The organism is Kitasatospora sp. NPDC038210, from assembly GCF_055600605.1.
This window is the reverse complement of sequence record NZ_JBVJYK010000023.1, coordinates 34,538-58,855: the sequence shown is the minus strand read 5'-3', so window position 1 is coordinate 58,855 and position 24,318 is coordinate 34,538. Positions and strand designations below refer to the sequence as shown.

At 72.0% G+C, this 24,318-nt stretch carries 24 protein-coding genes; 19 read left to right on the top strand and 5 right to left on the bottom strand.

The annotated features are described in order from the left end of the window. Positions 1–98: 98 nt before the first annotated feature. Both ACZ7KX_RS33480 and ACZ7KX_RS33475 read left to right on the top strand, forming a co-directional pair. On the top strand, positions 99–968 hold the full coding sequence (locus tag ACZ7KX_RS33480) for a hypothetical protein (RefSeq protein WP_470329763.1): 870 nt from the start codon (positions 99–101) through the stop codon (positions 966–968). Then, positions 902–1,630 (top strand): VOC family protein, encoded by a 729-nt coding sequence (locus ACZ7KX_RS33475; RefSeq protein ID WP_470329762.1) that lies wholly within the window; start codon positions 902–904, stop codon positions 1,628–1,630. Before ACZ7KX_RS33480 ends, ACZ7KX_RS33475 begins: the two co-directional genes overlap by 67 nt. Before the next feature lie 75 nt (positions 1,631–1,705). On the opposite strand, the gene ACZ7KX_RS33470 is transcribed toward ACZ7KX_RS33475, so the two are convergent. Continuing rightward, complete coding sequence (locus ACZ7KX_RS33470; RefSeq protein WP_470329761.1) at positions 1,706–4,201, bottom strand: AAA family ATPase; 2,496 nt, start codon at positions 4,199–4,201, stop codon at positions 1,706–1,708. A gap of 239 nt (positions 4,202–4,440) precedes the next feature. On the opposite strand from ACZ7KX_RS33470, the gene ACZ7KX_RS33465 reads away from it, so the two are divergent. From ACZ7KX_RS33465 to ACZ7KX_RS33435, 7 genes are all read left to right on the top strand, one after another. After that, entirely contained in the window at positions 4,441–6,717 is a 2,277-nt protein-coding gene (locus ACZ7KX_RS33465) for a TOMM precursor leader peptide-binding protein (protein WP_470329760.1), read from the top strand. A 20-nt stretch (positions 6,718–6,737) separates the two neighbouring features. Further along, positions 6,738–8,282, top strand: a complete 1,545-nt coding sequence (locus ACZ7KX_RS33460) for a SagB family peptide dehydrogenase (protein WP_470329759.1) — start codon at positions 6,738–6,740, stop codon at positions 8,280–8,282. Then, on the top strand, positions 8,279–9,091 hold the full coding sequence (locus ACZ7KX_RS33455) for a biotin/lipoyl-containing protein (protein ID WP_396553683.1): 813 nt from the start codon (positions 8,279–8,281) through the stop codon (positions 9,089–9,091). Before ACZ7KX_RS33460 ends, ACZ7KX_RS33455 begins: the two co-directional genes overlap by 4 nt. An 11-nt stretch (positions 9,092–9,102) precedes the next feature. After that, complete coding sequence (locus ACZ7KX_RS33450) at positions 9,103–11,385, top strand: NHLP family bacteriocin export ABC transporter peptidase/permease/ATPase subunit (RefSeq protein ID WP_470329758.1); 2,283 nt, start codon at positions 9,103–9,105, stop codon at positions 11,383–11,385. A gap of 73 nt (positions 11,386–11,458) precedes the next feature. After that, positions 11,459–14,425: an NHLP bacteriocin export ABC transporter permease/ATPase subunit gene (locus ACZ7KX_RS33445; protein WP_470329757.1), complete on the top strand. Its 2,967-nt coding sequence runs from the start codon at positions 11,459–11,461 to the stop codon at positions 14,423–14,425. Positions 14,426–14,484: 59 nt separating this feature from the next. Beyond that, complete coding sequence (locus ACZ7KX_RS33440; protein WP_470329756.1) at positions 14,485–14,835, top strand: YciI family protein; 351 nt, start codon at positions 14,485–14,487, stop codon at positions 14,833–14,835. Positions 14,836–14,840: 5 nt separating this feature from the next. Then, a complete protein-coding gene (locus ACZ7KX_RS33435) occupies positions 14,841–15,194 on the top strand; it encodes a YciI family protein (protein ID WP_470329755.1) in 354 nt (117 codons plus the stop codon). A gap of 42 nt (positions 15,195–15,236) precedes the next feature. On the opposite strand, the gene ACZ7KX_RS33430 is transcribed toward ACZ7KX_RS33435, so the two are convergent. Both ACZ7KX_RS33430 and ACZ7KX_RS33425 read right to left on the bottom strand, forming a co-directional pair. Continuing rightward, a complete protein-coding gene (locus tag ACZ7KX_RS33430; protein ID WP_470329754.1) occupies positions 15,237–15,437 on the bottom strand; it encodes a DUF397 domain-containing protein in 201 nt (66 codons plus the stop codon). Then, a complete protein-coding gene (locus ACZ7KX_RS33425) occupies positions 15,430–16,290 on the bottom strand; it encodes a helix-turn-helix domain-containing protein (protein ID WP_470329753.1) in 861 nt (286 codons plus the stop codon). Before ACZ7KX_RS33425 ends, ACZ7KX_RS33430 begins: the two co-directional genes overlap by 8 nt. Before the next feature lie 301 nt (positions 16,291–16,591). Between ACZ7KX_RS33425 and ACZ7KX_RS33420 the strand changes: the two genes are divergently transcribed. Both ACZ7KX_RS33420 and ACZ7KX_RS33415 read left to right on the top strand, forming a co-directional pair. Further along, positions 16,592–16,954 carry an ATP-binding protein gene (locus ACZ7KX_RS33420; RefSeq protein ID WP_470329752.1) on the top strand — a complete coding sequence of 121 codons (363 nt, stop codon included), beginning with the start codon at positions 16,592–16,594 and terminating at the stop codon, positions 16,952–16,954. Beyond that, complete coding sequence (locus tag ACZ7KX_RS33415) at positions 16,951–17,202, top strand: hypothetical protein (RefSeq protein ID WP_470329751.1); 252 nt, start codon at positions 16,951–16,953, stop codon at positions 17,200–17,202. The genes ACZ7KX_RS33420 and ACZ7KX_RS33415 overlap by 4 nt, the downstream gene beginning before the upstream one ends. 120 nt (positions 17,203–17,322) lie before the next feature. On the opposite strand, the gene ACZ7KX_RS33410 is transcribed toward ACZ7KX_RS33415, so the two are convergent. Both ACZ7KX_RS33410 and ACZ7KX_RS33405 read right to left on the bottom strand, forming a co-directional pair. Beyond that, positions 17,323–17,454, bottom strand: a complete 132-nt coding sequence (locus ACZ7KX_RS33410) for a hypothetical protein (protein WP_470329750.1) — start codon at positions 17,452–17,454, stop codon at positions 17,323–17,325. Positions 17,455–17,617: 163 nt separating this feature from the next. Beyond that, positions 17,618–18,085, bottom strand: coding sequence for a hypothetical protein (locus ACZ7KX_RS33405; protein WP_470329749.1), 468 nt, complete (start codon positions 18,083–18,085; stop codon positions 17,618–17,620). A gap of 158 nt (positions 18,086–18,243) precedes the next feature. Here ACZ7KX_RS33405 and ACZ7KX_RS33400 point away from each other — a divergent pair, with 158 nt between their 5' ends. The 8 genes from ACZ7KX_RS33400 (at position 18,244) to ACZ7KX_RS33365 (ending at position 23,863) form a co-directional block, all read left to right on the top strand. Further along, the gene (locus tag ACZ7KX_RS33400; RefSeq protein ID WP_470329748.1) at positions 18,244–18,432 is read left to right on the top strand and encodes a hypothetical protein; all 189 of its coding nucleotides are present in this window, start codon (positions 18,244–18,246) and stop codon (positions 18,430–18,432) included. A gap of 49 nt (positions 18,433–18,481) precedes the next feature. After that, positions 18,482–18,649 (top strand): hypothetical protein, encoded by a 168-nt coding sequence (locus ACZ7KX_RS33395; RefSeq protein ID WP_470329747.1) that lies wholly within the window; start codon positions 18,482–18,484, stop codon positions 18,647–18,649. 112 nt (positions 18,650–18,761) lie between these two features. After that, a complete protein-coding gene (locus tag ACZ7KX_RS33390; RefSeq protein WP_470329746.1) occupies positions 18,762–19,607 on the top strand; it encodes a protein kinase domain-containing protein in 846 nt (281 codons plus the stop codon). After that, complete coding sequence (locus ACZ7KX_RS33385; protein WP_470329745.1) at positions 19,604–20,062, top strand: GNAT family N-acetyltransferase; 459 nt, start codon at positions 19,604–19,606, stop codon at positions 20,060–20,062. The genes ACZ7KX_RS33390 and ACZ7KX_RS33385 overlap by 4 nt, the downstream gene beginning before the upstream one ends. A 583-nt stretch (positions 20,063–20,645) precedes the next feature. Further along, positions 20,646–20,936, top strand: coding sequence for a hypothetical protein (locus ACZ7KX_RS33380; RefSeq protein ID WP_470329744.1), 291 nt, complete (start codon positions 20,646–20,648; stop codon positions 20,934–20,936). Further along, positions 20,936–22,663, top strand: coding sequence for an alpha/beta hydrolase (locus ACZ7KX_RS33375; RefSeq protein WP_470329743.1), 1,728 nt, complete (start codon positions 20,936–20,938; stop codon positions 22,661–22,663). Before ACZ7KX_RS33380 ends, ACZ7KX_RS33375 begins: the two co-directional genes overlap by 1 nt. Beyond that, complete coding sequence (locus ACZ7KX_RS33370; RefSeq protein ID WP_470329742.1) at positions 22,660–23,286, top strand: hypothetical protein; 627 nt, start codon at positions 22,660–22,662, stop codon at positions 23,284–23,286. Before ACZ7KX_RS33375 ends, ACZ7KX_RS33370 begins: the two co-directional genes overlap by 4 nt. 97 nt (positions 23,287–23,383) lie before the next feature. After that, positions 23,384–23,863, top strand: coding sequence for a hypothetical protein (locus ACZ7KX_RS33365; protein ID WP_470329741.1), 480 nt, complete (start codon positions 23,384–23,386; stop codon positions 23,861–23,863). Positions 23,864–24,318 lie beyond the last annotated feature (455 nt).

The window sequence follows — 24,318 nt, the reverse complement described above, 5'->3', positions numbered from 1 at the left end:
ACCCGGGGCGGACGCGGCGGATCGCGCTCCGGACGCCCACAAAAATTGAATGTGCAACAAAACCGTCAGGAGCGACAGTGCCGGTTATCGAGCCGATTGTGCTGAACTTCTTCGGCATCGAGGTCGGCCTGGTCCGCGCCGACCGCGACGAGATCTCGTTCCATTTCGGACCTCACCTCACCGCGATTTCCCAGGACCCCGACCAGCTGCGGGTGGAATTCTCCGGAATCACCGGAAAGGGCGATCCGGGCGATTTCCTGGTGCGGCGCAGCGACGGCACGCCGTTGCTGCGCCGCGCCTTCCGGGGCTGGGGCAACGTGCCGCCCGCCGTCCCGCCGTTCGCCGCACTGCAGGACCGGTTCTGCCTGGCCCCGGCCGTGGTGCTGGCCAAGGGCGGCGCCACCGTCGCCCTCCTCGGCGGCCCGTACTCGGAGCAGGCGAACGTGGGGGCCGCGCTGGCGCAGCGCTCCTGGGAGTTCGTCTCCGGCCGGCTGCTGGTGCTGGACCGCCGCAGCGGCCACGTGCTGCCCTACCTCGCCCCGCTGGAGGCGCGCGGGCCCGCCGCGGCCTGGCTGCGCGGCGCAGGGCTGCCGGAGGGGATGTGGCGAACGGTGGCCTCGCCGATCGGCGGCGAGGTGCTGCTGGCGCGCCCGGAGTGCCTCGGCCCGGTCGTGCCGGTCCGGGCCCGGCTGGCGCCACCCGCGCTGGTCCGGCTGTGTCGCAGTGCGGACGAGGAAGTCCGGCTGGCACCATGGGAGTTCACGACCCAGACCTGGCCGGCCGGATCGGCCGGCCTGCTCGCCGGAGCGCCGACCCACTGCCTGCACCTCCCCGGTGTGGGCGGGGCGGAGGAGGCGGCGGGCCTGATCGATCACGCAATGACCAAGGAGAAGGACGAGTCGTGCCTCGACGTACCCGCTATGCCCTCGGTGCACCGTGCTGGGCTGACTGCATCACTCCCGATCTGAGCGGCAGCCGGGACTTCTACTCGGCGCTGTTCGGCTGGGAGTTCGTCACCGAGTCCCCGGACTACCAACTGGCCGTCCTGGGCGGGGAGATCATCGGCGGCTTCGGTGCCGCACCGGCCGGGATGCCGCCGGGCGCGGTGTGGAACACCTACCTGGCGACCAAGGACGCGGACGACAGCTGCACGCAGGTCGGGCGGCACGGCGGCCGGGTGGTGATGCCGCCGGTGCCGGTCGGCGCGAACGGGCGCCTCTTCCTCGCCGTCGACCCCTCGGGCGTCGCGATCGGCTTCTGGGAGGGCCACCGCGCCGAGGGCGTGGTGCTCGCCGACGAGCCGGGCGCGATCTGCGGCCACGAGCTGCGGGTGCCGCTCGCCGCCACCGCCGAGGCGTTCTACGGCGCACTCTTCGGCTACCGCCTCACCGGCGACGGGGAGTTCGAGCTGGACGGGGTCGGGCAGGCCCGGGTGGTGGAGAGCGACCAGGGCCGCCCGCAGTGGCTGCCCCACCTCGGCGCCCTCGACCCGGCGGACACCGTGCACCGTGCCGTCGAGCTGGGTGCCCGGCTGGTCCGCCCGGGGCGCGAGGAGCCGCCGGTGCTGCGGGATCCGTGGGGCGCCGAGTTCGGCGTCGTCGCCGCGCCGGCGGGCGGCGGCGGGGCGTGACGGCAGGGCCCGGCCGGGGGGATCGGGTCCTGCCGTCACGGCGCCTTGCTGTCACGGCGCCTCGGCGTCACGGAGTCACAGCGCCTTGACGGCCGAGGCCAGTTCGGGCCGCCCCTTGATGGCCAGCTTGCGGTAGATCCGGCCCAGGTGGGTGTCCACCGTGCGCTTGCTGAGGCAGAGGCGCTCGGCGACCTCCAGGTTGCTCAGCCCCTGCAGCACCAGTTCGGTGACCCGCCGCTCGCTCGGGGTGAGCCGGACCGGCCCGGCGTCGCGGGTGCCGATGGCGGGGCCGCGGTCCTCCGCGGGGCGGGGCCGGGCGTCGCCGCCGGGGAGGGGATCGGCGGCGATGGTCCGGGCCGCGGCCGGTTCGCCGAGCGCCTGGTAGGCCTGGGCGGCGTGCGAACGCCACGGCACGCAGGCCGGGTTGGCGATCCCGCGGGCGGCCAGCTGGTGCCCGCACTCCAGGAACAGCCGCAGCGCCTGCTGGTGGTCACCGCGGTGGGCGGCGAGCAGGCCGCGGGCCTCCAGCACCACTGCGCGCAGCAGCGGGTGGGCCTCGGCCGGGAGGTCGACCGCGGCAAGCTCCGCGCCGTCCACCGGCAGGCCCCGGCGCAGCCGGGTCCGGATCGCCATCGCCCGGGCGGCGCCCGCGAGTTCGTCCGCCCGGACCCGGCCGGCCAGCTCCGCGGCGTGTTCGGCGTCGGTCAGGGCGGCGTCCAGCCGGCCCTGGCGGTGGGCGATGTCGGAGCGGGCCAGCAGCGCGAGGGCCAGTTCGCCGCGGTGGTTCCAGCGCTGGGCGGAGCGGACGGCCCGGCCGGCCCAGGCGGCGGCCTCGTCCAGCCGGCCGGTCCAGGCGTAGGCCATCGCCGCGCCGAGCACCTCGACACCGGCCTCGGCGGGCGAGACCGCGCGCACGCTGCGGGCGGCCAGCCGGACCGCCGTACGGGGCAGGCCGCCGGCGGCGGCCAGTGCGGCCTGGGCGCCCAGCAGGGCGGGGGCGGACACCTCGGCGGGTTCGGCGCGCAGGGCGGCGACGGCCGGTCGCAGGGCGGTGCGCCGGCCGGTCAGCAGTGCCTGGGCGGCGAGCGGCAGCAGGAGGTCGGCGGGTGGTTCGGCGGTGGCGGCGAGGGCGTGGGCGGCCTCGGTGAAGGGGACGGCCGCGGCGCCGGAGGAGCTGAGCGCCAGCACCGGGCCGGTGAACGGCCGCAGCAGCCGGGCGCGTTCGAGCGGGTCGGCGACGTCGGCCAGGCCGGCGGCGCAGCGGGCGGCGGCGGCGACGTCCCGGTGGAGTTCGACGGCGCCGAGCTGCGCGGTGAGCGAGCGGACGGTGTCCGGGTCGGTGGTGTCGGCGAGCGCGCGCTGCAGGTAGCGGGCGGCGTCGTCCCAGTGGCCGTCGGCGGCGGCGTCCCGGGCGGCGGTCCGCAGCACCGGGAGGGCCCAGTCGAGGCCGGTGGTGCCGGAGGACATCAGGTGTTCGGCGGTGCGGCCGGCCGGGGCGCCGAGCCGGACCAGCAGGGCGGCGGCCCGCTCGTGCAGGGCGACCAGGACCCGCGGGTCGGTGCGGGCCAGCACGGCGGTGCGGACCAGCTCGTGCCGGAAGGTCTCCGGCGGGCCGGGCTCGATCAGGTCGGTGCGGCGCAGCGCCTCGCGGGCCTCGTCGGCGAGCAGGTCGCCCTGGCCGGCCAGCAGGGCGGCGGTGGCGAGGTCGGCGTCGGCGCCGAGGACGGCGAGGCCGGTGAGCAGGTCGGCGGCCCGGGGGTGGCTCTGGCGGAGCCAGCTGAGCGTGGTGTCGGCGAGGGTGCCGGCGCCGATCCGGCGGACGGTGTCGAGGTCGGGCGAGCCGGGCGAGACCCGGGCGGCGACCAGCCGGGCGGTCAGCTCCTCCAGCACCAACGGGTTGCCGCGGGAGAGGTTGTGGCAGACGGCGGCCAGTTCCGGGTCGACCGGGGCGTCGAACTCCTCGGCCACCCGCTCGGCGACGCAGCTGTCGCAGAGCGGGCCGGGGGTGACGGTACGGGCGTGGCCGAGTGCGCCGAGTTCGGCGGCCAGCGGGTCGGCGGCCTCGTCGGCGGTGGTGGCGAGCAGCGCGACCGGCAGGCCGTCGAGCCGGCGGGCGAGATAGGAGAACCACTGCCGGGACTCCTCGTCGGCCAGGTGGAGATCGTCCACGGCCATGACGACGGGGGTCCGGGAGGTCAGTGAACGAGCGGCGTGGAAAAGACTGTTGAGTACTCGTTCGCGTCCGTTCCCGGGGCTTTCCGAACCCTCCGGGAGCGCGGTGGCGAGGAATTCGCCGCCGGGGAATTCCACTCCTTGCGGCGCACTGTTTGACATGCGCATGAAGGGGTCGAAGAGCTGGCGCACCACCCCGTACGGAAAGTCCCGCTCGTTGTCGTGACACCGCGCCCGCAGCACCACCGCCTCACCCGGCATCCGGGCCAGCGCGGCGCGCAGCAGCGCACTCTTCCCGATCCCCCGCGGCCCTCTGACCAGCACCACCGCAGGCCGGCCCGCACCCGCCCCGGCCACCGCCCGGGCCAGCTCGGCCAACTCCTGTTCACGGTGCGGCAAAACTCCAGTCGGCAACGCAACCCCCCGTCGGCACCCTCACGCGACTCACCAGTATCGCCACCCCCACCCGGCTGTCAACGCGCGGGCCGAATACGTACGGCACTACGTACCGGCGCGCCGGAATACGCAATCGCCCGCGATGCGTAAGTCCGGCGCCCGGCCGAATATGCAGTATGTACAGCGGTTTTGACGACGTGTTCAATATCGGCAACGGACTTGTGAACACAGGGGGATGACTTATGGAGCGTCCGCGGCTCAAGGCCCATTTCCTCACCGAGACGGTGGGCGAAAAGGTCTTCCTGCTCGGAGAGGGGCAGGACTACCTCGTCCCGGGGGCCGCCGCGGTGCGCCTCCTGCCCTACCTGGACGGACGGCGCACCGTCGCCGAGATCCTCCAGGAACTGGGCGGCACGGTGCCCCTCGGCCAGGCGCTGACCGCGCTGCGCCGCTACGAGGCGGCCGGACACCTCGCCGAGGGCCGGCCCGACCTGCCGGACCACGTGCTCGCGTACTGGGACGCCCAGGGCGTCGACCCGGCCGTCGCGCTGGAGACCGCGCAGGCCACCGAACTGCTGGTGCTGGCCCTCGGCGCCGCCGAGGCCGCGCCCCTGGTGGACGCGCTGACCGCGACCGGGCTGCGGGCCCGCCCGGTGACCGAGGACGAGGCCGTCACCGGCGGCCCCGACACCATGGTCGTCGCGCTGACCGACGACTACCTGGACCCCGCCCTGGAGCGGCTGAACACCGCCCGCCTCGCCGACGGCCGCCCCTGGCTGCTCGCCAAGCCCACCGGCACCGCCCCGTGGCTCGGCCCGCTGCTGCGCCCCGGCGAGACCGGCTGCTGGACCTGCCTCGCGCAGCGGATCAGCGGCAACCGCCAGGTCGAGCGCTACCTGGCCGGCAAGCGCGGCGAGACCGTGCCGCTCCACCCGCTGCGCGCCGCGATCCCGGCCGGCCCGGCGATGGCCGCCCAGCTGCTGGCCGCCGAGACCGCCCGCACCCTGGCCGACGCCTGCTGCTCCGCGCTGGCCGGCACGATGGTCAGCCTCGACCTCAACACCCTGCAGACCACCGAGCACACGCTGGTCCGCCAGCCGCAGTGCCCGAGCTGCGGCGATCCGGCGCTGCTCACCGAGCGCAGCCCCAAGGTCGTCCTGCAGCCCAGCCCCGCCCGGCACACCACCGACGGCGGCTACCGCGTGCAGGCCCCGCAGTTCACCTACGACCGGCTGAAGCACCACATCAGCCCCCACCTGGGCGCGATCACCCGGCTCGGCGCGCACGAGGACACCGGCAACGGCATCACCTACAGCTTCACCGCCGGCCACAACTTCGCCATGGTCAACGACAACATGGACCTGCTGCGCCGCAACATGCGCGGCCAGAGCGGCGGCAAGGGCCGCTCCGAGATCCAGGCGAAGGTCAGCGCGATCTGCGAGGCCATCGAGCGCTACTCGGCGGTCTGGCGCGGCGAGGAGCCGGTGGTGCGCGCCGCCTACCGCGACCTCGACCCGGCCGTCGCCGTCCACATGGACGCCCTGCTGCAGTTCTCCGAGGCCCAGTTCGAGGGCCGCGCCGAGTGGAACGCCGACCCCAACCACCGGCTGCACCTGGTGCCCGACCCGTTCCCGACCGACGTCGAACTGGACTGGACGCGCGCCTGGTCGCTCACCCACGACACCGAGCGGCTCGTCCCCTCCGGCTACGCCTGGTACGGCCACCCCGACCTCCAGCAGCACTTCTACTGCGTCGGCGACTCCAACGGCTGCGCCAGCGGCAACACCCTGGAGGAGGCGATCCTCCAGGGCTTCTGCGAGGTCGTCGAGCGCGACGCCGTCGCCCTGTGGTGGTACAACCGGCTCGCCCAGCCCGAGTTCGACCTCGACTCGCTGAACGACCCGTACGTGGACACCATGCGCGCCTTCTACGCCTCGGTGGACCGCGAGCTGTGGGTCCTGGACATCACCTCCGACCTCGGCGTGCCGGTGTTCGCCGCCGTCTCCCGGCGCAAGCACGCGGTCGAGGACATCATGGTCGGCTTCGGCGCCCACCCGGACCCGCGGATCGCCGCGATCCGCGCGCTCACCGAGGTCAACCAGTTCCTCCCGTTCGTCGACCGCCGGGACGAGGAGGGCAACACCCTCTACCGCACCGACGACCTGGAGACCCTGGAGTGGTGCCGGACCGCGACCGTCGCGGGCGAGCCCTGGCTGCTGCCGGACCGCGAGCGCGCCGCCAGCACCCTCGCCGACTTCGCCCCGCTCGTCGGTGACGACCTCGCCGGGCACGTCCGGGACTGCGTCGAGCGCGCCGCCGGGGCCGGTGTCGAGGTGATCGTGCTCGACCAGAGCCGCCCCGACCTCGACCTCAGCGTGGTCAAGGTGATCGCCCCCGGCATGCGCCACTTCTGGCGCCGCCTCGCCCCCGGCCGGCTGTACGACGTCCCGGTGCGCCAGGGCCGGCTCGCCGCGCCGCACACCGAGGAGCAGCTCAACCCGAAGAACGTCTTCTTCTAGAACGGCCGGGTGCTGACACGATGACCACCGCTCTGACCACCGATGCGACCGCCGGTCCGACCGCCGGTCCCGACGGGATCCACCTGCCCGCGACCGCCCGTACGGTCCGCCGGCTGCGGCTGCGCCCCGACGGCGCGCTCGCGCCGCTCGGCCCGCGCGCCGTCCGGCTGACCGCGCCCGTCGGCGCGCTGAACCTGAACGACCTCGCCCCCGGCGCGCTGGACGCGGTGACCGCGCTGGCCGCCGGGGAGCAGACCGAGGAGGAACTGGCCGCCCTGGTCGCGGCCCGGGACGGCGACGCCGGGCTGCTGCGCTGGCAGCTGACCCGCCGCCGGCTCGGCACCGCCGGGCTGCTGGAGCACTCCGTCCACCTGGCGACCGGCGCCTCGGACGAACCGCTGGCCCGGCTGCGGCCGGTCGGCCGGGGCGCCGCCGAGCCGGGGCCGACACCGGACCCGACCGGGCAGGTGAAGCTGTCCCGCTTCGCCTCCGCCTCGGTCGAGGACGGCGCCCTGCTGGTCCGCGCCCCGGGCAGCCCGCTGGCCGTCCAGCTGACCGCCCGGGCCGCCGGACTGCTCGCCGCACTGGCGGGCTGGACCAGCCCCGCCGCCCTCGCCCAGCTGCCCGGCGGCCTGCCGCTGGACGCCGTCCGGCAGACCCTGCGGCTGTTCGCCGCGGCCGGCCTGCTGGCGTACGGCTCCCCCGGCGCCGAACCGGAGGCCGAGGAGCAGCGCTTCGCCCAGTGGCAGGCCGCCGACCTCGCCTTCCACTCCCGCACCCGCCGGCCCACCACCGTCGCCGGGTACGGCGGCACCTACCGGTTCGGCGACCGGTTCGCCCCCGAGCCCGCCTCGCCCGCGCCGTTCCCCGGCGAGAAGGTCGCCCTGGCCGTCCCCGACCTGGACGAACTCGCCCGCGCGGACCGGCCGTTCACCGAGGTGCTGGAGCAGCGCCGCTCGGTGCGCGACCACGACGAGCAGGCGCCGATCACCCTGGAGCAGCTCGGCGAACTGCTCTACCGCAGTGCCCGCCGGCGCCAGACCTTCACCGGCGGCGACGGCCAGGAACTGGCCGACCGGCCGTACCCGAGCGGCGGCGCGGTGCACGAGCTGGAGGTGTACCCGCTGGTCACCTCCTGCGCCGGCCTCAAGCCCGGCCTGTGGCACTACGCGACCGACCGGCACGAGCTGGAACTGGTCAGCGAGCCCAACGCGGCGACCGCCCAACTGGTCGCCGGCGCCCGCGAGTCGAGCCTGATGAAGGCCGACCCGCAGGTGGTGCTGCTGGTCACCGCGCGCTTCGGCCGGGTGATGTGGAAGTACGAGACGGTCGCCTACCCGCTGATCCTCAAGCACGTCGGCGCGCTCTACCAGACCCTCTACCTGGTCGGCACCGCGATGGACCTCGCGGTCTGCGGCCTCGGCGGCGGCGACGCCGCCGACTTCGCCGCGGCCAGCGGCATCGACTACTTCACCGAGGGCACCGTCGGTGAGCTCGTGATCGGCAGTCGGCCCCCGACGCTGCGCCAGGACGTCGGCGTCCCACGGAGAGAAGCCAGACGATGAAGTTCCGTTTCAAGGCGCTGCAGCGGATGCGCGAGCCGGACGAGCTGGACTCGCCCACCCTGCTCGCCGCACCGCGCGGCTGGATCGCCCTGTTCGTCGTGATGATCACCATGGCCGCGGCGCTGCTGTGGACCTTCGCCGGGAACATCCCGATCACCGTCGACGCCCCCGGCCTGCTGACCCGCCCGCACGGCACCGCGATGATCCAGAGCCCGTTCGGCGGGATGGTCCGCACCGTCCTGGCCAAGCCCTCCGACCAGGTCAGGCAGGGCCAGTCGGTGGCCCGGGTCGAGGACGCCGAGGGCCACAGCCGGGAGATCACCAGCCCGTTCGGCGGGCGGGTGGTCGGTCTGTCGGTCACCGACGGGCAGGTCGTCGCGCCCGGCTCCCCGGTGGTCTCGGTCGAACGCGTCGAGGACCCGCAGGAGGGCGTGGTCGCGATGGTCTTCGTACCCTCGACCCACACCATCGGGCTGGAGCCCGGCGACCAGGTGGACCTCAACGTCTCGACCACCCCGGCCGGCGCCTTCGGCCTGCTGCGCGGCACCGTCAGCTCGGTCAGCCCGTACGCGCTCACCAAGGAGGCGGTCTCCGGCCTGGTCGGCGGGGACCTCGCCGCCCAGCGCTACCTGGGCAAGGACGCGCCCCGCCTGGTGGTGGTCGAGCTGACGCCCGACCCGGACACCCCGAGCGGCTACTCCTGGACCTCGCAGAGCGGCCCGCCGAACCCGCTGGGCACCCAGGTCGCCGTCACCGCCACGATCAACGTGGGCAAGCAGACCCCGTTCAACCTGATCCTCGGCCGCTGAGGGGGGCTCCGATGACAACCACGATCCCGGAGACCACCCGGAGCACCGCTCCTTCGAAGGAGCCCGGGGACAGGAGGAGCAAGCGCCGCCGCGGCCGCCCCACCCGGGCGGCCGCGCCGCGGCGCTGGCGGCACGCCGTCCCGACCGTCCTGCAGATGGAGTCGGTGGAGTGCGGCGCCGCCAGCCTCGCCATGATCCTCGCCCACCACGGCCGCTGGGTGCCGCTGGAGGACCTGCGCGGCGTCTGCGGCGTCTCCCGCGACGGCGCCCGCGCCTCCACCCTGCTCAACGCGGCCCGCGCGTACGGGCTCAAGGCCCGCGGCTACCAGACCGAGGCCGAGAAGCTCCGCGACCTCGACGGCCCGGTGATCATCTTCTGGGCGTTCCAGCACTTCATGGTGGTCGAGGGCGTCCGCACCCGGTACGGGCGCACCGTCGTCGCGGTCAACGACCCCGCCAGCGGCCCCCGGCTGATGGAGTGGGACGAGTTCGACTCCGGCTTCACCGGCATCGTGCTCTCCTTCGAGAAGGGCCCCGACTTCGAACCCGGCGGCGACAAGGGCGGCATCACCCGCGCCCTGCTGGAACGCCGGCTGCCCACCGGGCGCGCCATGCCGCTGGTGCTGCTCGCCAGCCTGCTGCTGGTGCTGCCCGGCATCGCGATCCCCGCGTACACCCGGGTGTTCATCGACCGGGTCCTGGCCGGCAGCGGGAGCGGCTACCTCCTCCCGCTGCTGGCCGCCATGACCGCCACCGCCGTCGTCGTCTTCGTGCTGACCTCCGTCCAACGGCACTACCTGCTGCGGATCGAGATCCGGATGGGGCTGGTCAGCTCCGCCCGCTTCTTCCGGCACCTGCTGCGACTGCCGGTCGACTTCTTCCTGCAGCGCCGCCCCGCCGAGGTCGCCAAACGCGTCTCCGGCAACGACGTCGTCGCCGAGATCCTCTCCCGCGACCTCGCGCTGACCGTCATCAACCTCGGCCTGGTGCTGTTCTACGCGGCCATCCTGATCCGCTACGACGTCCTGCTCGGCGTCGTCGGCCTCGGCATGGCCCTGCTCAACATCGTCGTGCTGCAGGCCGTCGCCCGCTCCCGCACCGACGCCGTCGCCGCCCTGCGCACCGACCGCGGCAACCTGACCGCGACCACCTTCACCACCCTCTCGCTGATCGAGACGGTCAAGGCCACCGGCGCCGAGCCGGACGCCTTCAGCCGCTGGGCCGGCTTCCTCGCCAAGGTCGTCACCGCCAAGCAGAAGCTGGGCATCCCCAGCGCCGTGCTCACCGTCGTGCCGCCGATGCTGGCCGCGCTCAACAGCGGGCTGATCCTGCTGGTCGGCGGGCAGCGGGTGGTCGACGGCGCGATGAGCGTCGGCATCCTGGTCTCCTTCCAGACCCTGCTCGCCGCGCTCAGCCGCCCGGTCACCCAGCTCACCAACCTGGGCGGCCGGCTGCAGGACGTCACCGCCGACATCAAGCGGCTGTACGACGTCGAGCGCTACCCGGTGGCGGCGGCTTTCGCCAAGCCGGAGCCGCAGGCCGGCCCCAAGCTGGACGGCAACCTGGAGTTCGAGAACGTCCGCTTCGGGTACAGCCCGCTCTCCGACCCGATCATCAAGGACCTCAGCCTGACCGTCGTCCCCGGCCGCCGGATCGCCGTGGTCGGCGGCTCCGGCAGCGGCAAGTCCACCCTCGGGCGGCTGCTGACCGGCCTCTACACCCCGTGGTCGGGCCGGATCCTGCTCGACGGGCGGCCGCGCGAGGAGCTGTCCCGCACCGTCCTGGCCTCCTCGCTGGCCTACGTCGACCAGGACATCTCGCTGTTCGAGGGCACCGTCCGGGACAACCTCACGCTGTGGAACGACGACGTCCCCGACGAGGCCGTCACCGCCGCACTGCACGACGCCGCGGTCTTCGACACCGTGATGACCAGGCCCGGCGGCATCCACAGCCCGGTCCTGGAGGGCGGCCGCAACTTCAGCGGCGGCCAGCGCCAACGACTGGAACTGGCCCGCGCGCTGGCCACCGAACCCACCCTGCTGGTCCTGGACGAGGCCACCAGCGCGCTCGACCCGGAGACCGAGCGGGTGATCATGGACAACCTGCGCCGCCGCGGCTGCGCCTGCCTGATCATCGCGCACCGGCTCTCCACCGTCCGCGACGCCGACGAGATCATCGTGCTCAACCAGGGCGAGATCGTCGAACGGGGCACCCACGACGAGCTGTTGGCGCTGGGCGGGCACTACACCGCGCTCATCGAGTCCGCGCGCCGCGAGGAGGAGGACGAGCTGTGAGCGAGCGAAGCAAGCGAACCATCAGAAGGTGCGACTTCGCGTCAACGGCTGCCGAGCGTAGCGAGGTGGACGCATGACGGTCGCTGTGGAAGTCTTCTCGCCGTTCTTCACCGAGGCCGCCGAACCGGTCGAACCGCTCGCCGACCGCTACCTCGTCCTGGACGACCCCGGGCGGATGCTGCTGGTCCGCTCGGGCGCCGTCGACCTGTTCGCCGTGAGCCTCGAATCCGGTGCTCCGCAGGGCCGTTGGCACTTCCTGTGCCGGATGGAGGCGGGCACCCTGGTGCCCGGCGCGGCCGCCGGAGCGCGGCGCGGCATCGTCGCCCGCCCGGTGCTCGGCGCCGAGGTCTCCTACCTCGCCACCTCCTGGGTCGAGGGCCTCTCCGCCCGCGGCCGGGACTGCGGCACCGCGGCCGGAGCCGCCGTCCGGGCCCTGCCCGAGGGCGAACAGCAGCAGGCCGCCGACCAGTTCCTGGCCGGGCTCGCCCGCGGCCTCACCGCCCTGGCCGGCGCGCTGCGCGACACCCTTCCGCCGCGCGAGTTCACCCCGCTCGACCCCGCCGGGCCCACCGCCCTCAAGCGCGGCCAGGCCCTGCGCTCGGTCGACGGCCTGCAGTGGGTGCGGGTCGAGGAGGGCACCGTCGAGGCGCCCGGCGGCGCGGCCGGCGAACTCGCCGGGGGCACCGAGCTCTGCCTGACCGAGAAGGACTGGCTGGTCGCCACCGGCCCGGCCACCGTCCGGGCCCGCTCCCCGCGCGAACTCCTCGACGAGGGCGGGCTCTGGGAACGCCTCACCGCGCACTGCGGCCGGCTGCTGGACGCCGTCGACCGCCGGATCGAGACCCGCCGCGACGCCGAGACCGAACTGATCACCGCTCGCCGCGAACGCGACGCCGGCACCCTCGCCGACTCCGCGCGCGGCTTCGAGACCGTCCTGCGCGACACCTCCTCCCGGCTGCGCATCGGCGACGCCACCGGCGACGAGCCCACCCTGGCCGCCGCCCGGCTGGTCGCCGCGCACGAGGGCTACACCGTCACCGCCCCGGTCACCGGCAACGGCCACGACCGCCGGCTGGACCGGCTGCAGGCCATCGCGCTCGCCTCCGGCGTGCGCACCCGCTCCGTCCGGCTCGACGGCCGGTGGTGGCGCCACGACCTCGGCGCGATGATCGGCTACCGCAAGGCCGGCGCCCCGGTCGCGCTACTGCCGCTCGGCGACGGCTCCGGCGGCGGCTACGTCCTCGCCGAGGGCGGCAAGGTCACCCCGCTGACCCCGAAGCTCGCCGCCGAACTGCAGAACAAGGCCACCGTGCTGTACCGACCGCTGCCGGCGACCGTCCGGACCGTCGGCGGGCTGCTCAGGTTCGGCCTGCGCAACAACCGGCGCGACCTGTGGATGTTCACCGGCATGGCCGCCCTGGTCGCGCTGATCGGCCTGCTCGTCCCGATCATGACCGGCGAGGTGCTCGGCACCTTCGTCGCGCACGCCCAGCGCAACCTGATCACCGAGGGCGCGCTGGTGGTGATCGGCTCCGCGATGGCGGTGGCCGCGCTGTCCATCGTGCAGAACATCGCCGTGCTGCGGATCGAGAGCCGCTCCACCGCCGCCATGCAGGTCGGCGTCTGGACCAGGCTGCTGTCGCTGCCCGCGCCGTTCTTCGCCAACTACTCCACCGGCGAACTCGGCACCACCGTGCTCGGCGTCAGCGCCGCCCAGGAGACCCTCTCCGGGATGATGACCACGGCAACCCTCGGGCTGCTCACCGGGCTCGCCAACCTGGTACTGGTCTTCTTCTACGACCTGCGGCTGGCCGCCCTGGCCACCGTCCTCGTCCTGATCGGCGGCGGGTTCGCGCTCGTCGCCGGCCGGCTGGAGGTCCGCTGGCAGCGCCGGCTGTACGCGCACGAGCAGACCATGTCCGCCCGGGTCTTCCAACTGCTCACCGCCGTGCCCAAGTTGCGCGTCACCGCGGCCGAGGACCGGGTGTTCGGGGTGTGGGCCGCCGAGTTCGGCAAGGGGCGCGGCCTCGCCGCCTCCTCCCGCCGGGTGCAGAACGCCGTCACCACCTTCAACGCGGGCTTCCCGCTGGTCTGTTCGGTCATCGTCTTCGGCGTGATCGCCGGCCCGCTGGACGGCAGCGTGCCGATCCCGGTCTTCCTCGCCTTCTTCACCGCCTTCAACCTGCTGATCGCCTCCAGCCTGCAGTTCACCTCCGCCGCGGTCACCGCGATGGGCGTGGTGCCGATGCTGGAGCGACTGCGGCCGATCCTGGAGGAGAAGCCCGAGGTCGACGACACCAAGGCCGACCCGGGCGACCTCTCCGGGCGGCTCGGCCTCAGCCACGTCACCTTCCGCTACGGCCAGGACGGCCCGCCCGCCCTCCAGGACGTCACGCTGACCATCGAACCCGGCGAGTTCGTCGCCGTCGTCGGCCCGTCCGGCAGCGGCAAGTCCACCGTGCTGCGACTGCTGCTCGGCTTCGAACGGCCGGAGGCCGGCACCGTTCTCTACGACGGCCAGGACCTCGGCGAGCTGGAGGTCTCGGCGGTCCGACGGCAGTGCGGGGTCGTGCTGCAGCACGGCGCCCTGCTGGCCGGCGACATCAAGGCCAACATCGTCGGCTCCACCAACCACACCCTGGACGACGCCTGGGCAGCCGCCGAGATGGCCGGCATCGACAAGGACATCGCGGCACTTCCGATGGGCATGAACACCGTGCTCTCGGAAGGCACCAGCACCCTCAGCGGCGGCCAGCGGCAACGGCTGATGATCGCCCGCGCGCTGGTCTCCCGGCCCCGCATCGTCTTCTTCGACGAGGCCACGAGCGCACTCGACAACCCGACCCAGCGGCTGGTCACCGAATCCACTCGGCGGCTCAACGCCACACGGGTGGTGATCGCCCACCGGCTGTCGACGGTCGCCGAGGCCGACCGGATCGTCGTCATGGACCAGGGCCGGGTGGTCCAGCAGGGCCGGTACGAGGAACTGCTGGCCGACCGGGACGGACTGTTCGCCCGGCTCGCCAGCCGGCAGATGTAGGTCGCTTCGTTCGCCGTTCGCCGTTCGCCGTTCGCTGTTCGCTGTTCCGGGGAGGGGACATGGAGTACGCACTGCTGGTCTTCGGCCAGGAGACGGACTGGGACCGGATGACGCCCGACGAGCGCGAGGCGCGGTTCACCGCCAACCGCGCCTTCGGGCGGGAGGTGGCCGAGGCCGGCGTGCGGATCGTCTACGGCGCGCGGCTGGCCCGGCCGGCCGCCGCCGAGGGCGAGGCCCGGGCCGGGGAGGGAGTGCTGGAGGTGGGAGGCCTCTGGGTGATCGACGTGCCCTCCGAACAGGAGGCGCTCGGCTGGGCGGCGAAACTGCCGGTCAGCGGATCGGGCCGGGTGGAGGTCCGTCGCTGCGACGGGCCTCCGCGGACCAACCGGCCGGTGGGAACGGAGAACTGAGGATCATGGAATACACCCTGCTCATTCACGGCGACGAGCGGGTCTGGAACGGACTGAGCGAGGCGGAGGAGGCGGCGCTCGACGCCGCCCACGCGAGATTCGGCCGGGAGCTCGCCGAGGCCGGGGTCGGCGTGCGGTACGGGGGTGGGCTGCACCGCAGCTGCAGCGCCCGGCTGGTGGTGCCAGGGGGCGGCGCCGGGGCGCCGGTGTCGGACGGACCGTACCGGGAGGGGCACGAGCACCTGGGCGGGCTGTGGGTGATCGATGTCGCCGACGAGGCGGAGGCCGTCTCCTGGGCCCGCCGGCTGCCCGCGGCTCCGGGCGACCTCGTCGAGGTCCGCCCGGTCCGGGTGACCTGAGCGCTTCGCCCCGTCGAGCACCGGCTCGACGGGGCGAAGTGCTCAGGCGTCGGCGATGAAGTGGTCGAACTCGCCGGCCTTCGCGCCCTGGAGGAACGCGGCGAACTTGGCGGGCGAAGTGCGGACGACGACGTCACCGTCGTCGGACTCGCGGAGCTCGATCAGCCCATCGGAAGTCCGCACCTCTACACATGCGTTGCTTGAGCCGGAGTAGCTGGACTTCTGCCATTCGGGACTACTCATGACCGCCCTCTATCTCCTTCTTGATCGATCGGATGAAGTCTCGCGAGTCATCTTCGGAGAGGGCTACGGATGCCATCCGATCGAGGATCTCGCGATAACTTGCCAGGTCAGATGGCGCATCGAAGAGTGGACAACCGAAGCTGATGTCAATCTGCACGGTGTCCAGCTCGGGCACCGGGCCAGCGATATAGACGAAGTTCTCGCTGGGGCCGGGCAGCGATTCGATCTTAAACGGCACGACTCGGACTGAGATGCCGGGGCTCTCGGAATGGTCGATGAGGGCACCAAGTTGCTCGGCGAGCGCCGCCGACCCGCTGAACTGCATGCGGAGCGCGGCTTCGTGGATGAACGCCGTGTAAGGCGTGGCGCCGTCCCGAACGACCTGCTGCCTCCGCAGGCGGAAGCCCAAGCGGAGATCGACATCGGCCTGTGGCAGTGGCGGGATGGCGCGCGCGAACACCGAAGCGGCGTAGGCCGGAGTCTGAAGCAACCCCGGCAGGAAGGTGATCGAGTAGGTGGAGATGCGCCGGGCATGGGCTTCGATCGCCGCCACATCGAGCAGGTCGGTGTTCAGGTTCGGGCTGTAGTCCTCCCACCAGCCACTCTCTCGCTCCCGGGTCATGTCAGCGAGCGCATCGATCAGCGGCTTGTTGCCGCACCCGCAGGCCGCCGCGATCTCACGCAGACGCGCCTCGGCCACAGCCGACTTCCCGTTCTCCATCTGACTCACCAGGGCAGCAGTCACCCCGAGCAGACGGGCGAGGTGGCTGCCGCCGAAGCCTGCTTGCTCTCTCATCCTCCGCAGTTCGGCCCCGAGGCGTCGCTGACGAAGAGTGGGGATTCGAAGGGCCATGGCGTCCTCTCTGCCGGTACAGAGGCCAGTGTGCCGCGCCGGGCGCCGGCGGATCCATCCGGGCTCGGCGGCGCGCATCCCTCGCTCGGAGGAATCCTCTCGCGTTCGAATTTAATTTAAGAGTCGATGCGCTATCGTCATTCTCAGCTCGATCCGACGGATCGTCAGTAATGCCTGCATCCCGGGCAGCAGGCGCCTGCTGCCCCGGCACCGAAGAGCAACCAGGCCTACTCCGGCCTGGCCTGGCTCACGGCGACGCCCGTCGTCTCCTCTCCCACACCACAGCCTCACGGAGGTTCCCGTGTGCACCCGTAACACCCCCTCGCTCACGCTCAGTCGGCAGGCCCTGCGGGACGTCCTGACCCGCAACGGCTGGCACCCCGAGACCATCTTCAACGCCGAACTCGCCCTGATGGAGCTCCTCGTGAACGCCTGGCGCCACGGCGACACCACGGCGCCCGTCGTCTGGTTCTCCCTCCTCGGCCAGACCCTCCGCGTCACCGTCTCCGACGAGTCCGACGCCGTCCCCCAGCAGCGGACCTCGGCCGACTTCGCCGAGACCGGCCGCGGCCTCCAGCTGGTGGAGGGCCTCACCCACCGCTGGGGCGTCGACCCCCGGAAGCGCGGCAAGAGCGTCTGGTACGAGCTGGACTCCGTCGCGTGACCCGCGAACCGGTCGCCCCGGACGACCCGCGGATGCGCGACTACAGCGGGCCGCAGATCACGGCCCTTCTCGGCGAACTGCACAGGCGCGGAATGCCGTACGGACTCCTCTGGGGCTCCGCCTCGCCCGGCGGGTCCACCCTCGACGGTCGCGTCCTCGTCGACTTCGGCAACGCCCCGGTCAGTACGATGCTCAACCTCCTCCACCTCCTCCGCGACCTGGACCGCAACAAGGCCTGGACCCCGTAGAACAACCAGCACTGACCCACGCGGAGGCCCTCGCCCGCTCAAGGCGAGCGCCTCGCCGTGCACGCGCCTCGGATCAGGCGCGCCGCCATCAGCGGAGCGACGATGTCGGGTCCACGGGCCTCAGGGGCGCGCTGCCGCAACTGCATCGGTGTACAGCTCGGTTGTCAGATCGTCGTCGCCGATCCCGAGGTCAGCCAGGGTGGCTCTGACGACGGCCAGCGCCTGCGCGAGGTCATCCTGTGCGGCGGCCACGGTCTCGACCTCGATGAATGTGGCGGCATCCAGCTCGGGACGCGGACGAGGCTGGCGAGGAGCCGCCGCCCGCCGCGCTCGAACTCATGGTTGCGGTCGCGCTTCTCGAACTGGATGCACGGGATGAAACCGAGGCATGTTGAGCGAGTAGAGCCGTCGACCCCTATGAGACGCCCGTGCGTGCGGCAAGCTCCCGCACGCCGGCCACCGTAACCGGCGCGTACAACAGGTCCGCCGTGAGCGCCCGCAGAGCCGGGCGACGCACCTCCTCCGGGGCGACCTGCTCGGTGAACCGGAGCGACGCGAACGTCTTGCGGTGATCGCCAAGGTGGTGCCACATGCGCGCGCAGTCCGTGCCGTACCGGGCTTGGCGCTCGGCGGTCGGCAGCTGCCCCGGCACGATCCGCACCGCGTACGTCACGCCCTCATCGGGTGTGCCCAGCGCGGTGTGCACGCCGATCCGATACAGGTCGACCTGCATGCCGGTGGCGTCGACCGTGAACAGCGGGGTGTTCGGCCGAGGCCTGGCCCGGGCGCTGGTCACGCGGTCGACCGCGTCAGCCGCGCCCGCCATGAGGTCGAGGGCGTCACCTCGACGCTGCCCGCACGCAGCCGTGTAGGCAGCCGTCATCAGAAGAGTCGCCGCCACGGCACAGGACACCTCGCTTCGATCCTGCGAGAGCGAGCCGGCGGTGCGACGCAGGAGATCGACGGCGGCCGCCGGGCGGCCGGAGCGCCGCATCGTGATCGCCGGCGCATCTCTGCCACTTCACCCAGAGGGGAGACGCTATGAGCACCATCCTGCTCGACAAGCCCGTCACCGGGACTGGACCCGCCATCAGCCCGACGCCCAGTACGCTGCTGAAGCGAGCCGATGAGCCGAGCGGCCGCACCTGCCCGGTCTGCGGATCGGGCGCCACCTACCAGACCATGGACGGCCGATGGGGCTGCACCGCGTGCGGCTCCACCTGGGCCTGACCCCGGGGAGGACACGATGGCGGACTGCAGGCAGTGCTCCGCTCGTGCGGTGATCGAGGATCTCGACGTGCAGCCGCCACAGCCCTGGTGCCTCACTTGCGCGACCGCTCTGGTGCGAGCGGGCGATCCGGTGATCAACTACCGCTCGCTCCACGGCGAGAGCGAGTACGAGCACATCCTCGCCGGCGGCAGCACCCAGGTACTGCCCTTCGGCTGACAGCGCACCGAAGCGGCTTGCTGCCTGCCACGCAGGGAGCAAGCCGCTCTCGGACTGATCTGCGGGTCGTCGTCTCCGAGCACATCCCGTGCGAGTGGAAGGCAGTAAGAGAATGGGCGAGTTCACTCCCGCGGCCGACGAAGCGCTGAAGGCCGCGCGGTCCATGTGTGGGCCGCTGGAGCTGGCGGAGATCAGCAACCGGCGAGGCTCCGCAGTCTGGAAGGCCACCGGGCCGCAAGGCGTCGTGAGCATCAAGCTCGGCACCGGTGCTGCCGCCGAGGTCACCGCGCGCGAAGCCTCGGTCCTGGATCAACTCCCCGGCTACACCGTGACCGCCGGCCGCTTCGACAACGGCGTCTGGTACGTCACCCCGTGGTTGGCCGGACCGTCCACCTGGGAGCTATTCCGCCCGGTACGCAAGGGCGACGGCGGGCGGGATGACGCCCTTGCCGCGGGGGTGGAGCTGTGCCGCGCCGTCGCCGGCCTCCACGCAGAGGGGTGGGTGCACGGCGACCTCCAGCCCCAGCACGGTGTCCACGGCCAGGACGGGACCGTGCGCCTCCTCGACTTCGCCTGGTCCCGGCGGCTCGACAGCACCCCGTGGACCGCATTCGACGGCACGATGATCCACCTCACCGCCCCGGAGCTGGCTGCCGCCGTCATCACCGGCCCCCAGCCCGTCGACACGACACAGACGGCCGACGTCCATGCCCTCGCCGGCACCCTGTGGACCTGTGTCACGGGCACGTGGCCGCTGGACTACGAGGCCGCGGGACTCCGGCGGGGCACGCCGATCGAGGACATGCGCAAGGCCATCGCCACGAGGGCCGTCCCGCTCGCCACCTCGACGCCCTGGCCCACGCTCCAGACCCGACTGCGGGACGTCATGCTGGCCGGGCCCGACGACCGGCCGAGCGCCGTCGAACTGGCCGACCTCGTACGAGCGGTGGATGCGTGATCCGGCTACGCGGCCTGACCCCGGACGACGCCGCAGCCCTCCAGAGCATCTACAGCCCGGAATCGACGAGGTTCCTCGGACGCGGGCCGATGAACGCCGCGGAAGCCCGTAGCGCCGCTCACGACGATGCGGCCTCCGCCGCTCGATCCCCGCGCATGGTCTACACCCTGGGCCTCGATGTCGACGGCGACCTACTCGGGATCGCCAAGCTCCACCTCGACCGCTCGTTCGCGTCGGCCGGCTACATCCTGCGTCCGGACGCCTGGGGGAAGGGGCTCGCCACCGAAGCGGTACGCGGGCTCGTCGCCCTGGGCCTCGGCCGTCTCGGGGTGTCCGTGATCCGCGCCAAACACCACCCGCAGAACCCGGCTTCCGGCCGCGTCCTCCTCAAGGCGGGATTCGAACCGACCGGTGAGCACGCCGGATTCACCACCTATGCCATCCGGCTGCCCTGAGCACATCCTGACCGTGGCAGCACCGAGGCACTGCCCTTCGACTGAGACGGCACACCAAGACGGCCCGCTCCCCGCGCGCAGGGAGCGGGCCGTTCGCATGCCGGTTGCGGTAGGACGGGGGACGGGGGCGGGGCCCGCCGCATGCCGTCGGCGCCGGGAGACCTGCGCCGGCGCGTAGGGCCCGTCGAATGTGGAGGCGTGGGAAGTCGGATCGGCCGACTTCCCACGCCTCTTGCCATGACGGACTTCACGGCGCGTCGGAGAGGTCGAGTTCGGCCCAAACGGTCTCGGAGTCGGGGTGGCCGGGGGCTGGTGCCCCAACGGTGACCGGCAGGTGCGCCCCAGGCACCCACACGGAGCGAAACGAGTCTGCTACGTTCACTGTGCGCGAAGAAGTGGTCACACGTGCGATTCATGCGCACACGGCCACTCACGGCTGGCAAGCAGGCGCGACGCAGGTCACTGGTTGGGGGGACGAACATCCATGAACGCGTACGCAGGCTCGGACGGGACAGGCGGGGCCTACGCCGTCCCGGCGGCCACGCCGCCGCTCGGACAGACGTTCGGGGTCAATCCTGCGGATTTGGACCTCGCAGCCAAGGCCGCCAAGGAGAGCGGTGAGGCGATGCCCGGCGAGCTCAAGGCGATCCACCAACCCTCCGACACGGTGGTCTCCGCGCTGTCGGGCTGGCAGGTCGGCGCCGCCCTTCACAACTGCACCGCGGCGTGGGAGGAACTACTGAACAAGCTCGCCTCCGAGGTCGACGGGGTCTCTCTGAAGCTGAGCCAGACCGCCACCGACTACCGCAACGCGGACAAGAACGGCGCCACCAGTCTGAAGCCTTCCGGGCTGTCCCCGCAGGGGGCGCCCTGATGGTCACCCTCGCCCAACTGCGAGACACCGACCTGTCCGGCTTGATCCCGGCGGCAACCGCCTACGACACCCTCTCCAGCAACTTCAGCAAGCACGTGCAGATCATGCAGCAGGAGGTCCTCAAGCACGTCTACAACGCGAACTGGGTCGGCAACGCCGCCGGTGCCGCCAACGCCTCGCTGCAGCGCACCAGCAACCGTCTGGACGCTGCCCACACCGAGATGTCGGCGGTCTCCGGGCTGCTGCGCGAGGCCTCCGAGAGCTTCCTGCTCGCCCAGTCCAAGCTGAAGGTGGCGCTGCAGGAGGCCCAGCACCTGGAACTGACCGTCACCGATGACGGGACGGTGTCCTGGCCTGCTCCGTCCAAGGCGGAACAGAACGACCCTGGGTACAACATCCCCGAGCAGGCGAAGGCACTGGCGAACCGAATATCCGAGGCCGTCACCGAGGCCGGCAACGCCGACCAGAAGATCGCGGGTCTTCTGAACGCCCTGACCGAACGCGCCCGCAACGGCACCGGGTTGGAGGCCGACAAGGCCGCCGCCGACCTGAAGGCCGTCACCCAGCAAGGTGTCGACCTGATGGCCGCCGGCTTCCCGCCCGCCGGTGCCTCGCCCGCCGACGTCAACGGATGGTGGAAGGGCCTGACGCCCGAAGAGCAGCAGCAGCTCATCAAAGCCCATCCTGACCTGCTGGGCATGCGCGACGGCATCCCGGCCGTGGCTCGGAACCAGGCCAACCAGCTGAATCTCGCCAATCTCATCACCAAGTACCAGCAGAAGCCCGACCTGACGGACGACGAGAGGCAGAAGCTGGCCGGCTTCCTCGCGATCGACACGAAGCTGAAGGAACGCAAGGACCAACCTCCGCCGGTATTCCTGCTCGGCGTCAGTGAGGAGGGCCAGGGTCGCGGCATCCTCTCCTACGGGAACCCGGACACAGCGAAGAACGTCAGTGCCTACGTACCCGGGATGGCCACCAAGCTCTCGGATGTCGCCGGCAAGGACGGCGACCGCGCCCTGAATGTGTGGCGGGCAACACAGAGTGCCGACCCCAGCTCCTCGGTCGCCTCGATGGTCTGGCTCGGCTACGATCCCCCGCCCGACGCAATGAAGCTACTCGAAGGCGACACGCGTCCGGCAGAAGTGACTGAGACAGACCGCGCCGAGAAGGGCGGCGCCGCCTACGACAAGTTCCTGGCGGGCCTGCGTGCCACCCACGATGGGCCGCGTGCACACCTTGTCGCCCTGGCCCACAGCTATGGCACCACTACCGTAGGCATGGGCGCGCAACTGTCGGGCGGTACCGGCGCCGACGACATCATCCTCGTAGGCTCCCCCGGCGTCGGCGCGAGCAAGGCCTCGCAACTGAACATCGATCCGAGCCACGTGTGGGTCGGCGACGCGGATAACGACCCCGTGACCCACGCGCCGGCCTTGGACCGAGTCGCCATGGCGGGAACCGGACCAGTCGCCCCGCTCGTAGACGACTATTGGAAGGAACACACCCCTCCCAATCGGCTGTGGCACGGCCAAGACCCGGCCAGCAAAGAGTTCGGCGCCAACCGCTTCGCCGTCCCGGACGGAGACATACTCTCCGCCCACTCCCTCTACATGGTGCCGCCGAACAAGGATGCCCACGCGGACGACCCCGCAATTTCAACCAACAACATCGGCCAGATCGTGGCGGGCAACTACAACAACGTCATCAAACAGGAGCAGCGATGACCGCACCCTTGAGCAAGCCGCTGTCACGACGTCTGGCCAGGGCCGCCGTACCGGCCGCGCTCGCAGTTGCTTTGACGTCCTGTAGCACGGTCAAGGCCAACGTCGACTCCTACCGCCCCTTGCCGTCCGCCTCCCTGGTACCGCCCGAGCGGGCCCTGCACACCCTCGACGCCCTCCTCGACGAATCCCTCAGCCAGGTCCAGCCCCATCTGCAGTACTGGGACGCCTGGCCAACCTCCACCGAACAGACCGCAGGGATCGACGACCACTCCCTCGGCTACGCCACGGCCTCCCGCGACCGCTACATCATGACCAAGATCGACTCGGGCAAATACACCACCCTGCTCGACATGGTCGGGCAGGGCTGGAAGGCCAAGGGTTACGAGGTCGCCACCCCTACAGGAGCCGTCCTGCCCTCACTGGCTGCCCGCACACCCGATGGAAACAGCATCACCATCACCATTTATACGCACGGCAATATCAGCATCAGCGCGTACGTCTTCCGCATCCCCGTCATCCGCGACCACGACCCCTTCGGCACCCCCACACCCGACCCGGTCATGCCCAACGGCAACCTCGACATCATCCCCAAGTACGACGACCCATTCTGGTCGCGCCGATAACTCCGAACTGTCCGGACTGCGCCGGTCAACCCAACCGCTGGCGTCCTCCAGGCCCAACGGCCCACAGCGCTGGTCCCCCATCCTCCGAAGGCTCCGCATGACCCCCGAACAGGCCGTCCAGGAACTCGACGCACTCCTCGACGAGGCGATGTCCGCCATTCGGCCGCCGCTGCGCTACTGGGACGGCTGGCCGCGCTCAACCGAGCAGACCGCGGGCCCGGACAACCACTCCCTGGGCCACGCGGTCGCCACCCGCGACCGGTACATCATGACCGTGGTCGCCCCCGCCAAGTACGGCCCGCTGCTGGGCGTCACCGAACGCGGCTGGCAGACCTGCGGGTACCGAATCACCGCCGTCAACCCGAATCAGCCTGCCATGTTCGCCACTACGCCCACTGGGCACAGCGTGTGCATGCTGGTCGGAGCCGCGGGCAACATCACCTTCCAGGCCACCGTCGGCCCCATCCCCGTCATCCGCGACCGCGACCCCTTCGGCACCTACGTCCCCGAGCCGACCCTACCCAACGGCAACCTCGACATCATCCCCCGGTACGAGGACCCGTTCTGGTCGCACTGAACGGTCGCTTCCCGCAATGGCAGCAACGGTTCGTGACACCTGCAACCAGCCTGCCCAGCCGACCGCATGAGTTGCCGACACGCGTGGCGAACCCGCGTCCGGCCACGGTGGCCGACCCTCACAGCAGATCCGCCATGAGCACCCGCAGCACCGGCCTACACACCTTCTCAGGTCGACCTGTTCGGGGAACCGCATCGATGCGATCGGACTGAGACAGCACACCGAGACGGCCCGCTCCCTGCATGCAGGGAGCGGGCCGTTCACATGCCGGTTGCGGCAGGGCACGACGGGGGCGGGGCATCAAACGTCAAGTCCTGCTCCCTACAGGGCAATTACTTCCTCAACCTTCGTGCCGTCCCCCTTGCCCGGCTCATGACAGGTCGGCAACCCTGAACTGCCGCCCTCCCCCGGCCGCCCCCACGGCCGGGTCCGGCGTGAGAGTCGCCTGCCCGTCC